Source organism: Pantoea sp. BR_17 (assembly GCF_041955125.1).
Classification (GTDB): domain Bacteria; phylum Pseudomonadota; class Gammaproteobacteria; order Enterobacterales; family Enterobacteriaceae; genus Pantoea; species Pantoea stewartii.
In genome coordinates this window covers 405,230-419,201 of sequence record NZ_JAVAXT010000001.1, presented here as the reverse complement: position 1 = coordinate 419,201, position 13,972 = coordinate 405,230, and the positions used below count along the sequence as shown (strand labels likewise).

Below are 13,972 nucleotides of genomic sequence, written 5' to 3'. Positions count from 1 at the left end.
ATCATGATTAACGGCATTAAACCGCTCGAAAAATCACTTCGGTGGGGCATGGTCGGCGGTGGCGGGACCAGTCAGATTGGCTACATTCACCGCTCATCGGCACTCCGTGATCATACCTTTACGTTAGTCGCCGGCGCGTTCGATATTGATGCCGCACGTGGGCGCGCCTTTGGTGAAGCACTGGGCTTTCACCAGACCGGTGCTATGCCGACTACGAAACTCTGTTTGCTACAGAAGGACAACGCGAGGACGGTATTCAGGCCGTCTCCATCGCCACACCAAACAACACGCATTTTGCTGTCTGCTGCGCCGCGCTTGAAGCGGGACTTCATGTGATATGTGAGAAGCCGCTGTGCTTTACGGTCGAAGAGGCTGAGCATCTGGCGAAACTGAGCCGGGAGAAAAACAAGATCATCGGCGTGACATATGGTTATACCGGTCATCAGCTCATTCTCCAGGCCAGAGAAATGATTGCGGAGGGGCTTCTTGGCGACATCCGCATTGTTAACATGCAGTTTGCACATGGTTTTCACAACGAATCCGTTGAACAAAATAACGCCAGCACCAGCTGGCGCGTTAACCCGCGCTTTGTCGGACCCAGTTACGTGCTGGGGGACCTGGCAACCCATCCGTTGTGCATCGCTGAAACTATGGCTCCCGCCTTAAAAATCAGGCGACTGCTGTGCTCGCGGCAGAGCTTTGTTAAAAGCCGTGCTCCCCTCGAAGATAACGCGTTTGTCCTGATGGAATATGAGAATGGCGCAGTCGGCAGTCTGTGGGCCTCCGCCGTTAACTGCGGCTCCATGCATGGGCAAAAAGTGCGCATCGTCGGCGCTAAAGCCAGTATCGAGTGGTGGGATGAACAGCCGAACCAGCTCCGGTTTGAAATTCAGGGCGAGCCGGTACGCATCCTGGAAAGGGGCATGGACTATCTTCACCCGGCCGCGCGTGCAGATGACCGTATCGGAGGGGGACATCCGGAAGGTCTTTTCGAGGCCTGGTCAAACCTCTACAGACGTTTCGCGCTGGCTATGGATGCCACCGATCGGGGTGACGACGCCTTCCTTAAGGATTTCTGGTATCCCGATGTGCATGCGGGGCTGGCGGGCGTCAAATGGGTGGAAAACTGTGTCCGTTCAGCCGAATCCGGCTCGACGTGGGTGGAATGCTGATATCGACTGTAGTGGATGAGCGCATCAGTCTGTTGGGGATGAGATTTGCGATGAAGTGACTTTCTCTGCCTGAAACCCGACTCAGGTAGCATGAGATAACGTAAAGGTGGCATAAATGAAAATTGCATTCGACGTAGATGTAATCAAAGATCTGGGTATCACCAAAATGGTCCGTCAGGTGTCGGAATGGGGCTACAAGTACATCGAGCAGTCTCCGCATCCGGAAATTAATCCGTTCTATAAGCATCCCCGCGCAAGCCGCGAAATCATTGCGGAGTATAAAAAGGCCCTGCGCGAAACGGGCGTTGAAATTTCCTCTTTCATTTGTGTTTACCGATGGTCTGGCCCGGATGAACTGCGCCGACAGGCGGCGGTAAAAAACTGGACACGCCTCGTTGAAATCGCGGTCGAAATGGGGGTTCAGGTTATTAATACCGAACTGGCGGGCGATCCTAATCAACCTGAAATCTGCGATGAGATGTTTTACCGCTCGATGGAAACACTGCTTCCGCTGTTCGAACGTGAAGGCATCCGTGTAGAAATACAGGCGCATCCATGGGACTTCTGCGAAGAAAGCGACGAAACCGTCAATATGGTCAGGTCATTCAGGAGTGATAACGTTAAATACGTTTACAGCGTCCCGCATACCTTTTTTTACGATAAAGGAAAAGGGGACGTAGAGAGGATGCTTCGTCATGCGGGGCACGATCTCTCTCATGTTCTCATTGCCGATACGATGAATCACACCAAACATTGCCGCTACATTGTCAATCCACCCGGTGTCGATGCGACCATTCATCAGCATGTTGGCATCGGAGAAGGCGAGGTGGATTTTGAGACGCTGTTCCGCACCCTGCGGGAAATGAAGTTTGCAGAGCAGACGTTCAAAGTGGGTGGCGAACCTATCGTGGCCGCTTCGCTGTTCGGTTACCCGGAAAAAATGAAATATCAGGCCGTTGAGACCCGCGAGCGGATAGAACGGGAATTGCTCACGCCGTCTCGCTGAGTCATCTGCCCGGCAACATGGGGAAGGTATTTCCGCCTTCACGCCGGGCTTTTAAACGATACCTCTCTGACTGTTACTGCCTCAGTACTGACTGTCTGACTCAACGGTTTATCGCTTCTCCTTGCTCACCGCTGGCTTCAGCCATCTTCGCTGTCCATTTGTTTCTGCATTTGGCATGACATCCAGTCCTTACGGCTGTCTCTGCCTTTATCTGTCGCGAAACGCATTATGCAGAAGTCGCCACATATGATGGGCTGCCGGGGTAAAGCGCCTGTCGGAGTTCCGTAACAGGTGACACTGAGCGCTACTGGCAATCGGATGATCGATTGGCACGGCGACAAGTGTGCCCTGGCGAATCGGGTCGGCGGCGGCGTGGGCCGTCATAAATGAGACGCCGAGCCCGGCCTGACTGAGGTTCATGGCGGTCGAGAAGAGGTTACACCGGTAAGCCGGATGAAACTGCAGGCCCTGGCTTTTGAACATCGCGTTCATATGCCGCTGCAGGCCGAAGTTCTCTGTGAGGGCGATAAGCGGGTGAGCAGTCAACGCTTCAATGGTGATGCTGGCAAGACTGGCGACAGGATGCTGCGGCGCGACGACGGCACAGATCGGCCCCCACTTAAAACTGTGCCGCTTCAGTTCCGGTGTGCCAATCGGACCAAACGCCAGCGCCATATCCGCTTCGCCGCTGACGATATCGTTCATCATCTCCTGCATGCTGCCGACCACAATATCGACAAACACCTGCGGGTAAGACTGGGCAAATTCGCGCATAACCCCTTCGATAAACGCCGTGATCAGTCCGCCGCCAATGCGCACCGAAAGCGTTCCGCCGCGCATATGGCGCAGATCTTTAAGCTGGCTCTCCAGCTTTTCGCGACGCATACGGCTGACAAAATAGTCCTCTGCCAGCAGGCGTCCCGCTTCGGTCAACACCACGTTACGCCCACGCCGTTCCAGCAAGGGAAGCTGTAGCGCACGCTCAAGTTGTGCGATTTGACGGCTGACGACCGACGCATTAACCCCGAGGATATCTGCCGCGCGGCGAATGCCGCCCTGGTTACCGACTTCATACAGATAGCCCACCTGTTTATCCTGGAACATCTGCCACATTTCCCCGTTACTGTTGACCTTAAGGCAACAATAACATCACTCCACGGCTATTTATCAAGCTCTTTAAATAGTGATAATCAAATTAACCGTTAATTTTCGCCCGTCAGAAAAGAAAAAAGCGAACAACATCGTACTGCACCAAAAGTGCGCCCAAAAACGGTGAGAAGTTATTTGCCTGCGCCTTTAGGCAGGCAGAGAAAAATACACTTCTCCGAAAAGGGATATGACGTTCTCATGTTTTTTTGGGAAGGGTTTTTACTGCACTAAAAATCTTAATAAAAGAGGTTTATTTCACGGCTGGGCTATTCAGGCATGGATCCTGCTTAGTATCAGGACTTTTCCATTACAGATGTAAAGAGAGATGATATGAGCGAATCAAAAACACTGAAGCAGCCAGATAAAGAAGCGACAGAGGAGTGGAAAGTGGGGCCGGGCGCGTGGATTTCACTGATCATTGTGCTGCTGGTCTTTTCCGGCTTCTTTTTTAATGTTGACGGTATGGCCTGGCTGGGTGCATTCGATTTTACCACGTTAGGTGGCGCGTTCGGCACCATGAAAACGCCGGAAACCAATACCTTTATCGGTAGCGGCGGCCTGAGCGCCAAAGCCGGCTTTCTCTTTGCACTCTCGCTGGTGCCCACGGTAATGCTGGCACTCGGCCTGCTGGAAATCTTCACTCATTATGGCGCGATCCGCGCGGCACATAAATTACTTACTCCGCTGTTAAAACCACTGCTCGGGATTCCGGGTTATACCGGTCTTGCGTTGATTACCGATCTGCAAAGCACCGATGCCGGCGCGGCATTAACCAAAGAGCTCTATGACAGCAAAAAAATCACCCGTAAAGATGTGGTGATTATGGGCTCGTGGCAATACTCGGGTGCCGGGTTGATTAATAACTATTTCTCTATCGGCTCGGCGATGTTCGCTTCATTAACGCTCCCCATTATTATTCCGCTGATTTTAATGTTTGTCCTTAAATTCGTCGGTGCCGCCGTGGTTCGCCTGGCATTAAATACTGTTTATAAGCGAGATTTCGACAATGAATAATCAGGCAAAAGTCTCCGGTAATCCGTTTGATATTTTCGTTATTGGTGCGCGCAAAGGGTTTAATATCGCCATTAATAATCTGATGCCAAATGTATTAATGGCCTATGTCATCGCAGAAATGCTCAATTTGCTGGGCGTGATGCAGATTATTGGGCACATTTGCGCCCCGCTGATGGGGCTTTTTGGCCTGCCGGGCGAGGCGATCACCGTACTGTTAACCGCCTGGCTCTCTTCCTCTGCGGGCACCGGCGTTGCCGTCAGCCTGCTGAGTAAAGGCCAGCTTGATATGGCCCAGATTACCATTCTCGCGCCCGCCATCTTTTTGATGGGCTCGCAACTCCAGTACATGGGGCGCCTGCTGGGCGTGGCCGATGTGCCGAAGAAGTACTGGCCGTTACTGATGGCGGTCAGCATTCTCAATGCCGTAATCGCCATGCTGATTATGCGCGTTATTGCCTGAGCACTAAGGAGTAAGACGTGTCGCGTACACTTGAGCACTTTAATTACCTGCACCAAATCCCGGAACTGGGGTTCGAAGAGTTTAAAACCTCCGCCTATATCGCGGGCGTACTGGAGGCGGCGGGCTACCGTGTCACTCGCCAGGTAAATAACACCACCGGTATTGTCGCCGTTCTGGACAGCGGTAAGCCTGGCCCGACGTTAGCGCTGCGCGCCGATATGGATGCGCTGGGGCATATCATTGACGGCCAACATGTGGCGCGTCACACCTGTGGGCACGATGGCCACTCCACCGTCGTACTGACCACCGCCCAGGAGGTGATAGCTGAAGGATTGGTGAAAAAGGGTCGGTTAAAATTCATCTTCCAGCCTGCGGAAGAGCTGGGCACCGGGGCGATTGCCCTGACCGAAGGCGGCGTGCTTGATGATGTCGACATGTTGCTCGGCTTCCACCTGCGCCCGCTGGAGGAGTGCCCGATGGGCCAGGCCGTGCCGGCGATGTACTACTCAGCGTCCGCTACCGTGGAAGTGATGTTCCACGGCAAAGCGGCGCACGCCGCGCGGCCACATTTGGGCGTCAATGCACTGGATGCCGCTGCGCACGCGGTGCAGGCGGTGAACGGCATTCATCTTGCTCCGTCGCTGACATGGAGCGCAAAAGCGACACGGTTTCTCTGTGATGCGGGCGTGACTAACTCGATCCCTGATAAAGCGCAGGTGTGCTGGGATCTGCGTGCGGCAGAGAACGAAGCGATGGCTACCCTCAAACCACAGGTGGTACGCGCGATTGAGAGCAGCGCCGCCGCCTATGGCGCACACGCAGAGATCCGCATTCTGAAAGAGATGCCCGCCGCCATTATCCATGACGAGGCCACAGACGTGATCGCACGCGGTATTCGCAGCGTATTTGGCGAAACCGGCCTCACTGCGCCGAAGTCGACACCCGGCAGTGAAGACTTCTTTCACTATCTGCGTCTTCGTCCACAGATCAAAGGCGGCTTCTGGGGACTGGGGGCTAACCTGACGCCCGGTCTGCATCATCCGGAGATGCATTTTGACCGTGACGCGCTGGCGCTTGGGGTGAAAGTGTTTAAAGCCTGCGTGCAGGATGTGCTTGGCTGATTATCACGGATGCCCGTGGCGCAGGGATGTGCCATGCCCGCCGGACATTAGCGACAGATAAGAGAGCCGACGAGGCTGTCTCACAGTGCCACCTCAGCAAAAGTGAAGGATAAATATCGTTTACCCTACATGAGCAAACAGTGCCCGCCATGCGGAGGGTGAGGTATTAAACGCTTTATTAAAATATTGGCGTAGTGATACGGCGCTGCCGAAGCCTGATAACTGCGCCACATATTCTACAGAATGGGGTGTGCTTTCGAGTAAGCGTTGCGCATAGGCCAGCCTTTGTCCCTGTAACCACTGACTGACCGTCATACCTGTCAGGTCGCGAAAACGGCGGGTGAAATTACGTCGGCTCATTGCAACCCGCTACGCCAGTGAATCCAGAGAGTGCTGCTCTGCAAGATTGGCCACCATCCAGTTCAGCAGGTCTGACAGACGATCGCCTCCCGGCTGGCTATGGAGAGGCTGTTCAATGAACTGGGCCTGTCCTCCCTGGCGATGCGGGGCCGTGACCAACCGGCGCGCAATCTTATTGGCGATATCGGCGCCGTGCCAGCGACGAACCAGGTGCAGGCAGCAATCAAGACCGGCGGCTGTCCCGGCAGAGGTAACCAGCCTGCCGTCATCCGCATCCTGATACAACACATCTGGCATCAGCTTGATTTTGGGAAAATGCTGCGCGAAATACGGTGCTGCGCTCCAGTGTGTAGTCGCTTTGTATCCGTCCAGTACGCCAGCCTCTGCTAACACAAACGCACCCAGGCACAACCCCACGACCGTAGCACCGCGCTGTCTTGCCATTCGTATCGCATGCAGCATAGCGTCCGACGGACGCTCCTGTGGGCTACGCCAGGAGGGAACAATTAAGACATCCGCGTCTGTTGCATCTTCGAGCGTCAACTCACTTTTCAGCATAAAACCCGCACAGGTACGAATTAAATCACCGCTGGCGGTCTCGGCTGCGCAAACCCGCAGGTTAAAAGCGGGCAGGCCATGTTCGGTACGGTTTTCAAAAACCAGACAAGGCACTGAAAGATGAAAAGGACTGATGTCATGAAAAGCCAGTACGGCGATATTTTTGCACGACATGATCATTCTCCGTAACGATGGCCCAATACTTTCGTGCGTTGTCTTTCGGGACGCTGTTGCTGAGATTATCGTCGGGTGAAGATGGTGTCTACGGCTTTACGCTCTGTAGAGCCACTAATCAGAGGAATTTGGCTATGACCGTTTCCGCTTTACCTCAACGCGCGCTTATTGTCATTGATGTACAGAATGAATATTTCAGCGGCGCGTTGCCGATTGAATATCCACATCCGCAACATTCACTGGAAAACATCGCGATTGCCATGGACAGGGCGAGTGCGACAAACATACCGGTAATCGTGGTACAGCATACTGCGCCCGCAGAATCACCGCTTTTTGCGATTAACAGCGATGGCTGGCAGTTGCATCCCGTTGTCGCTTCACGTCCCCGAGCGCTTCTTTTGAGTAAAAATCGGGCCAGCGCTTTTACCGAAACGGGACTGGCGCACTGGTTAGCCGATCACGCCATTAACACGCTGACGGTAGTGGGCTATATGACTCACAACTGCAATCTTTCTACCATTAATCATGCGTGGCATAACGGCATTGCTGTGGAATACCTCAGTGATGCTTCAGGTTCAGTTCCTTACCAAAATCAGGCAGGGCGCGTGAGTGCAGAAGAGATTCATCGGGTATGCTGTGTGGTGCTGCAGTCAAACTTTGCGGCTGTGCTGACTACTCAGCAGTGGACAGCCTGCATTGAGAGCGGCACCGTACCGGTGCGCGATAGCATTCTGCGCTCCAACCAGCGCGCCCGGGCAGCGCCATGCCTGGACGGAAATGTGGTCTGAAAGCAATACCGGTGACAGTGATAAATGCCTTCGACTGTTAGTGTCAGGGACACCACCTCAGGCGGCCCGTCCAATAAAAAAGCAGAAACCAGCAAATGCACCCTCATGCAGAATCCCATTTACACGGGTTCTGCGTGTGAATCGACAATCATCGCGGGGCGCCTTTCAGCAAGTCGTCTTGACAAATCCTCTGGCGATCACCGTTACGATAAGTACACATCCTGGTGCGTTCTCATTCGTCTGCGCACAGTTTAATTAGCAGCTCACCCTGCTAACATTTAGATTCCGCAGTGGTTTGTGCGGCCTGCCACTGCTCACGCGTGATCGCATAACACAGGCTTGGCGGGGCATTTTCGACGTCATAAATCTCTTTGATGTAGCGCAACCCGCTTTTCTCCAGCACGTGAATTGACGCCTGATGATGACGTCGTACCGAGGCGGCCACGGACGCCAGCCCCAGCTCGTTGAAGCCGTAATCCAGGGCAAAACGTGACAGCTCAGTAGCATAACCTTTACCCCATGCCTGGGTATCAAAGCGATAGCCGAGATTATTGGTCAACTCACCGGCAAACTTACGTACGCTCAACCCACCAAAGCCAATCAGCGTATCGGGCGCATCTCGCGTCGATATCGCCCAGCTTTCAAACCCGTACCGTTCAAAAGCGGCCAGCCTCTCGGCCAGCTTCTGCTGCGCGAACGCCAGGCTCGGATACGGGCCCGCCGGGTTAAACGTGTTGGTCGCAGGATCGCCATAAATACGGAACAGATCCTTGTCGTCGGAAGGGCGCATAGCTCTGAGCAACAAACGTGCTGACTGCAGAAACATTATAAACCTCACTGTTATGTCGTTATCCACGCTCACTATTAATAGCCTTTTTACAGAATCAGGAGAAGCAATGGTGATACAACAACTGCGCATTGCGCGCCCGGTCAGTAACCTGACCGCGAGCGCAGACCTGTACTGCACAGGCCTTGGGTTGCATAAACTGGGGGAATTCAGGGACCATGACGGATTCAGCGGCATTATGCTGGGCGATAAGACCTTGCCCTGGCATCTGGAGTTTACGTCTTGTCAGCACCATCCTGTCCAGCCCGCGACAACGGTTGACGATCTGCTGGTGCTGTATCTGCCGGACGCGGCGTGCTGGCAGCAACGTTGTCAGGCAATGACGCGTGCCGGGTTTACTGAAGTGACGTCTTTTAACCCGTACTGGGCAAAAAACGGCGCAACCTTTCGACAGGGATGGCTATCGGATCGTTATCCAGCATGCCGCATGGCAGGCCTGACGGCATAAGTAATAAGCAGGCGCTACCACACGGGCTGGTGGGTTGGCGTGCGGCTCTCTCTTACAGAGGAGACGTTTGAATCTGGCGTCGCCCATGGCATGATGAAAACCTGTTTTTACGCCGAGCCCACACATGATCGCCATTGCCTGTTTACATACTGCGGCCAGCAATATTTGCATCTTTGACGATGCAGCGAGCCAGTTGCCGTCGGGAGATCTGCAACTGAGTCATCTGGTGATGCCGCAGCTGCTGGCGGAGGCCGAAGCCAGTGGCGGACTGACGCCGGAACTTCATGCACGGATCGGCGCGTTGCTGGCGAGTCTGCAACCCCATTTTGACGCCATTCTGATGACCTGTTCCACGCTCGGACCGGTGGCTGAAAGCTTTACAAACGCATCTTCGCCGTGCGTGGTCTGGCGCACAGACAGCATGCTGGCAGAGGCGGTCCGCGAAAATCCCAGGCAAACGGTCGTGCTTTGTGCGGCTGAATCCACGCTGGGCGCCACGCGGGCACTGTTTCACGGTGCCAACGGGCGGGCAGAGGTCGTTCTGATTCCGGGGGCGTGGCAGAAGTTTAAAGCGGGGGATCAGACCGGCTATCTTGCCTGTGTAACAGAAGCGGTTGAAGCGGCCTGGCAGCAGGGCGCGGAGCAGGTTGTGCTGGCGCAGACGTCAATGGCACCGGCGGCGGCGCATTTCGCATCAACACGTCAGCCCCTGACCGGCCCGCATCTGGCGCTACAGCGCTGTCTTCAACACTATCAGTAAGGCCGCACGCCGTGCGGCCATAACGGTTTACTCGTCCGGCGTCAGTGTTCCTTTTGCGCCGTGAGGTTCAGAGCGCAGATACTGCGGCGGCGCTTTCACCGTTGCATCGAATGCGGCAGCGGCGTGCCATGGCCAGCGTGGGTTATAGAGCATACCGCGTGCCAGCGCGACCAGATCCGCTTCCCCCTGCTGCAAAATATCTTCGGCTTGCTGCGGCTCGGTAATTAAACCTACCGCAATCACCGGGATACCGATTTGCTGACGAATATCCCGCGCGAAAGGGACCTGATAGTTCGGGCCGACGCTGATCTGCTGCTGTTCTGACAGGCCCCCACTGGAAACGTGGATATAGGCGCAGTTCAGCGCTTCCAGCTGTTGCGAAAAGGCAATGGACTGGCTTACATCCCAGCCGCCCTCAACCCAGTCGCTGGCAGAAATACGCACGCCCACCGGAATGGCGGCCGGGACGGCCTCACGTACTGCTTTAAAGACCTCAAGCGGATAACGCATTCGGTTTTCCAGTGAGCCGCCGTATTCATCATCGCGGGTATTGGAAAGCGGCGACAGAAACTGGTGCAGCAGATAGCCGTGCGCGGCATGCACCTCAATGAGTTCAAGGCCAAGACGAACGGCCCGTTTTGCCGTAGCGACAAACGCCTCTTTGACACGCGCCAGCGCGCTGGCGTCCATTGCGCTGGGCGGATGATCGCCTTCACTGAACGGCAGGGCGGAAGGGGCCACGGTTTGCCAGCCACCGTTCTGAGGCGAGATGTGTTCGCCGCCTTCCCACGGCACGTCGCAGGATGCTTTGCGCCCGGCATGACCCAACTGAATACCAATCGGCATATCGGAATAGCGACGGATGTCAGCTAATACCGCCGCCAGTGCGGCTTCGGTGTCATCATTCCATAACCCCAGGTCGCCGTAGGTGATACGACCAATATCTTCTACCGCGGTCGCTTCAATGATTAACAGTCCAGCCCCTGAAAAGGCGAGCTGCCCCAGATGGATACGATGCCAGGCGGTTGCGCAACCCTCTTCAGCGGAATACTGACACATTGGCGCAATAACAATTCTGTTATCGAGCGTTAATTCACCGAGTGAAAAAGTGGAAAACAGCGTGCTCATAAAAACCTCATGTCTGAGAATCAATACGTTGAAAAACTATAGTGGCTGAATGCAAAACAGGGGCGACAGGCGGCAAAACAATTTATCCCTTAACTGATATTAGTTACATCATACAGTTAAGTTTCTGATTTACACCGCACGATGAGACACCGGAGAAATGTTTAAAAATGCAGACTATGCCGGCGTTGGCAGCAGGAAAAGGATCAAAAAACCCTGCTGTTATCATCCGGATAATCAGCAGGGTTCGGAAGGGCTAAAAACGCGTTGCGAAGATGGAGATGTCACTAGTGTGCTCTCTGCAATGCCTTCTCATCCAGCGCATACAGGGTCGCGGTCGCTTCCAGAATATGCTGCTGGTCATTACCGGGTTTGTGAGAATCAACCTGGGTAATGTGGTAACCCACAGCACCGGCCTCGGTGGCTTTGCGCAGCAGCGCATCAGTCACTTCCTGCATTGAGGTCGCCCAGGTCACCGTCGTTACGCCCATCGGGGTGATGGCATTTTTTTCTTCCTGAGATAAGCCGCTACGGATAAACACAGGGCTGACTGTCTGAGGAGAGAAGATAGACAAAAGATCCTGAACAAGTGCTTTCATTTTAATGCTCCTGAATATCGGAATGTATCGCTATCACGGGCAAACGACGCGACAGTGATCGTTACGGGTTTGCTATGTGCTTACGTTTTATTGCCGTGTTAAATACTGTCGGCAGAAGTTATCAAATACCTTTTCAAGTAAATGAATTTGGCTTTTCTTGCTAATCAGAGGCTTATGAAAGCTTCCGCCACACTTGAGCTGAAATTTGGCAGGATTTTTGTGTCTGCTTACAGGTTGTGAAATTAAGACACAAAATCCCAACATCAAATTAACAAACAAAATCGGCACGCCCTGGCATTAACGTTGGGTCATCCGTGTGCTCACTTACAGAGCTTTACACAGCACGCTTTCTGCAGCAGGTTTTTTAAAGTGATGCCTCAATGCATTGATATAAAAGCTTTTTATCCGTTACGCCGCAAGCGATGGCCAGACAGGGGGGAAACAGAGGGGGATTTTCTTCATAAAACTGTCACACGTCGTCGTAATACTGCGCAGCCATCAATGTTACAAACAGACATTGTTTGACATGGGTTGAAACCTGGCTTGTCTGTCAGGGGCTTGCCGCAATAATAGGGAGAGTTTTATGTCACGCAAACCACGTCTTTACCGTACCGCTGCCGCGTTTTCTCTGTGTAAACTCAGTCTGCTTATGCTGGCAATGGGCGGTATGACCGCCAGCTCCGCCGTGCTGGCGGCAGAAGTGAAAGCCAAAAATGTGATTATCATGATTAATGACGGGGCAGGCTGGGGCACCTGGGATGCAACAGCCTACTGGCAGTATGGCAGCCGTGAAAGTACGCCGTATGCCGCGTTTCCGGCAAAATATGCCATGACAACCTATCCCCTGAATGCCTCAAAAAAAGCCACGCACAATAATGCCTCTCTGGTTAATTACGATCCGCAGAAAGCCTGGGATACAACCCGAACAGATAACAAGGATCTGCCGTTCAGGGGTTACGACTATCTGGCGGTGAATCCAACGGACAGCGCCGCCGCCGGCACAGCGCTGGCGTCAGGAATTAAAACCTATAACAATGCCATCAACGTCGATAACAACGGACAACCGGTTGATTTTGTCACACTAACGGCGAAAGCCATGGGCAAAGCGACAGGCGTCGTCACCAGCGTGCCATTCTCTCACGCCACGCCCGCCGCCTTTGGCGCACAAAACGCGTCGCGTAACGATTATCACGCGATTGCGAAACAAATGCTGACGTCAGGGAAACTGGATCTGATTATGGGAACCGGTTTGCCGGGCTTTAACGCCAACGGCACCGACTGTCAGCATCTGGCTTCAAACGAAACCACCGTGGGGTGCGGAGAAGATGCGCACCGTTACCTGTCTGAAGCTGACTGGTCATTGCTCAATGCTGGCAAGCTGGCCCCTGCGGGTGGTCAGCCGTGGAAAGTGGTGCGCAGTACTGAGGCGTTTGCCCGCCTCGCCAGTGGCGCGCTGGTTCATAGCGGCCCGTTACTGGGATCGCCGAACGTTGCCCCCAACGGCACGTTGCAGCAGGGCCGTCAGGCCGCCATTGTTGGTAAAGATGCGGCGAATCCGTCCGGGGATGCGTTTATTGCCACGGTACCGACCCTGAATACGATGACCCGGGGAGCCATTCAGCACCTGAGTAAAAACCCCGACGGCTTTTTTATGATGGTCGAAGGCGGTGCGACTGACTGGTCCGCGCATACCAGCAATGCCTGTAGCGAAAAAGGCGACTGGGGGAATTCCTACAACCCTAACTGCGTCGGCGTGGAATATGGTCGCCTGATTGAAGAAAGTGCAGACTTCAACAACGCTGTGGCCTCCGTGATTGAATGGGTAGAGAAAAACAGTAACTGGAACGAGACGCTATTGATCGTGACGACCGATCACGACAACGGCATGCCAATGGGACCCGATGCGCAGAACATCCCTTTCCAGGCCGTCATTAATAAAGGGAAAGGCATGATGCCCGGCATCTCATTCCGTCCAACCGGCAACCATTCCAACGCGCTTGTGCCGCTGTGGGCAAAAGGCGTTGGGGCCGATGCCTTTGCGGAGCGCGTGCGTGGCATCGATGCGGGCTATGCTAAGCATGTAGGCTACAACCAGGGCGACTATATTGATAACACCGACGTTTTTACCGTTGTGAAGGCGGTGCTTGAAGGCAGGGCGGTCGAAAAAGTGACGCCTGACCAAGTAAGTAAATCATGATGTGACGTTGTCACCATGAGCGGGATTTTCTGTCCCGTGGTTTTAACCTCTTGCCCGTTGCCGGTCGGCCTGTGCTGATCGGCAGCGCGGTTTTATGCCAGAACTGACCGCCACCTTTCACACTCAACAAATTTTTTTTAACGAGCCAGCAATATTTTGCGGGCTCATTCGTCTACCTCATCATGTTAATCACT

Annotated in this window: 13 protein-coding genes and 2 pseudogenes; 9 read left to right on the top strand and 6 right to left on the bottom strand. The window is 54.0% G+C overall.

The features are described 5' to 3' along the window. Positions 1 to 3: 3 nt before the first annotated feature. Positions 4 to 1,172 (top strand): annotated as a pseudogene (locus RAC60_RS01890) (Gfo/Idh/MocA family protein). Between the two features lie 115 nt (positions 1,173 to 1,287). Then, a complete protein-coding gene (locus tag RAC60_RS01885; protein WP_039340362.1) occupies positions 1,288 to 2,178 on the top strand; it encodes a sugar phosphate isomerase/epimerase family protein in 891 nt (296 codons plus the stop codon). A gap of 207 nt (positions 2,179 to 2,385) precedes the next feature. On the opposite strand, the gene RAC60_RS01880 is transcribed toward RAC60_RS01885, so the two are convergent. Beyond that, positions 2,386 to 3,282, bottom strand: coding sequence for a LysR family transcriptional regulator (locus tag RAC60_RS01880; RefSeq protein ID WP_033742190.1), 897 nt, complete (start codon positions 3,280 to 3,282; stop codon positions 2,386 to 2,388). Between the two features lie 375 nt (positions 3,283 to 3,657). On the opposite strand from RAC60_RS01880, the gene RAC60_RS01875 reads away from it, so the two are divergent. From RAC60_RS01875 to RAC60_RS01865, 3 genes are read left to right on the top strand one after another with little or no spacing between them, the layout of a single operon-like run. Then, the gene (locus RAC60_RS01875; RefSeq protein WP_324028439.1) at positions 3,658 to 4,341 is read left to right on the top strand and encodes a nucleoside recognition domain-containing protein; all 684 of its coding nucleotides are present in this window, start codon (positions 3,658 to 3,660) and stop codon (positions 4,339 to 4,341) included. Further along, on the top strand, positions 4,334 to 4,801 hold the full coding sequence (locus RAC60_RS01870; protein ID WP_033741638.1) for a YjiG family protein: 468 nt from the start codon (positions 4,334 to 4,336) through the stop codon (positions 4,799 to 4,801). Before RAC60_RS01875 ends, RAC60_RS01870 begins: the two co-directional genes overlap by 8 nt. Positions 4,802 to 4,818: 17 nt before the next feature. Continuing rightward, the gene (locus tag RAC60_RS01865) at positions 4,819 to 5,922 is read left to right on the top strand and encodes a M20 peptidase aminoacylase family protein (RefSeq protein ID WP_324028438.1); all 1,104 of its coding nucleotides are present in this window, start codon (positions 4,819 to 4,821) and stop codon (positions 5,920 to 5,922) included. 120 nt (positions 5,923 to 6,042) lie between these two features. On the opposite strand, the gene RAC60_RS01860 is transcribed toward RAC60_RS01865, so the two are convergent. Together RAC60_RS01860 and RAC60_RS01855 are read right to left on the bottom strand one after the other, a co-directional pair. Beyond that, the gene (locus RAC60_RS01860; protein ID WP_375092485.1) at positions 6,043 to 6,282 is read right to left on the bottom strand and encodes a helix-turn-helix domain-containing protein; all 240 of its coding nucleotides are present in this window, start codon (positions 6,280 to 6,282) and stop codon (positions 6,043 to 6,045) included. A gap of 9 nt (positions 6,283 to 6,291) precedes the next feature. Further along, entirely contained in the window at positions 6,292 to 7,014 is a 723-nt protein-coding gene (locus RAC60_RS01855; protein ID WP_375092484.1) for a GlxA family transcriptional regulator, read from the bottom strand. Positions 7,015 to 7,148: 134 nt separating this feature from the next. Here RAC60_RS01855 and RAC60_RS01850 point away from each other — a divergent pair, with 134 nt between their 5' ends. Further along, a complete protein-coding gene (locus RAC60_RS01850) occupies positions 7,149 to 7,802 on the top strand; it encodes a cysteine hydrolase family protein (protein WP_375092483.1) in 654 nt (217 codons plus the stop codon). Between the two features lie 271 nt (positions 7,803 to 8,073). Here the strand turns inward: RAC60_RS01850 and RAC60_RS01845 are convergent, their stop codons facing one another. Then, on the bottom strand, positions 8,074 to 8,628 hold the full coding sequence (locus tag RAC60_RS01845; RefSeq protein WP_277282175.1) for a GNAT family N-acetyltransferase: 555 nt from the start codon (positions 8,626 to 8,628) through the stop codon (positions 8,074 to 8,076). 70 nt (positions 8,629 to 8,698) lie between these two features. Between RAC60_RS01845 and RAC60_RS01840 the strand changes: the two are divergent. Both RAC60_RS01840 and RAC60_RS01835 read left to right on the top strand, forming a co-directional pair. Further along, positions 8,699 to 9,089, top strand: a pseudogene (locus RAC60_RS01840) (VOC family protein). Positions 9,090 to 9,221: 132 nt separating this feature from the next. Continuing rightward, positions 9,222 to 9,857 (top strand): aspartate/glutamate racemase family protein, encoded by a 636-nt coding sequence (locus RAC60_RS01835; protein WP_324028435.1) that lies wholly within the window; start codon positions 9,222 to 9,224, stop codon positions 9,855 to 9,857. Between the two features lie 27 nt (positions 9,858 to 9,884). Here RAC60_RS01835 and RAC60_RS01830 read toward each other — a convergent pair whose 3' ends face one another. Beyond that, the gene (locus tag RAC60_RS01830; protein WP_054633768.1) at positions 9,885 to 10,985 is read right to left on the bottom strand and encodes an NADH:flavin oxidoreductase/NADH oxidase; all 1,101 of its coding nucleotides are present in this window, start codon (positions 10,983 to 10,985) and stop codon (positions 9,885 to 9,887) included. 284 nt (positions 10,986 to 11,269) lie between these two features. After that, positions 11,270 to 11,581 (bottom strand): DUF1471 domain-containing protein, encoded by a 312-nt coding sequence (locus RAC60_RS01825; RefSeq protein ID WP_033741649.1) that lies wholly within the window; start codon positions 11,579 to 11,581, stop codon positions 11,270 to 11,272. 583 nt (positions 11,582 to 12,164) lie between these two features. Between RAC60_RS01825 and RAC60_RS01820 the strand changes: the two genes are divergently transcribed. Then, a complete protein-coding gene (locus RAC60_RS01820) occupies positions 12,165 to 13,778 on the top strand; it encodes an alkaline phosphatase (protein WP_324028434.1) in 1,614 nt (537 codons plus the stop codon). The last annotated feature ends 194 nt before the right edge of the window (positions 13,779 to 13,972 follow it).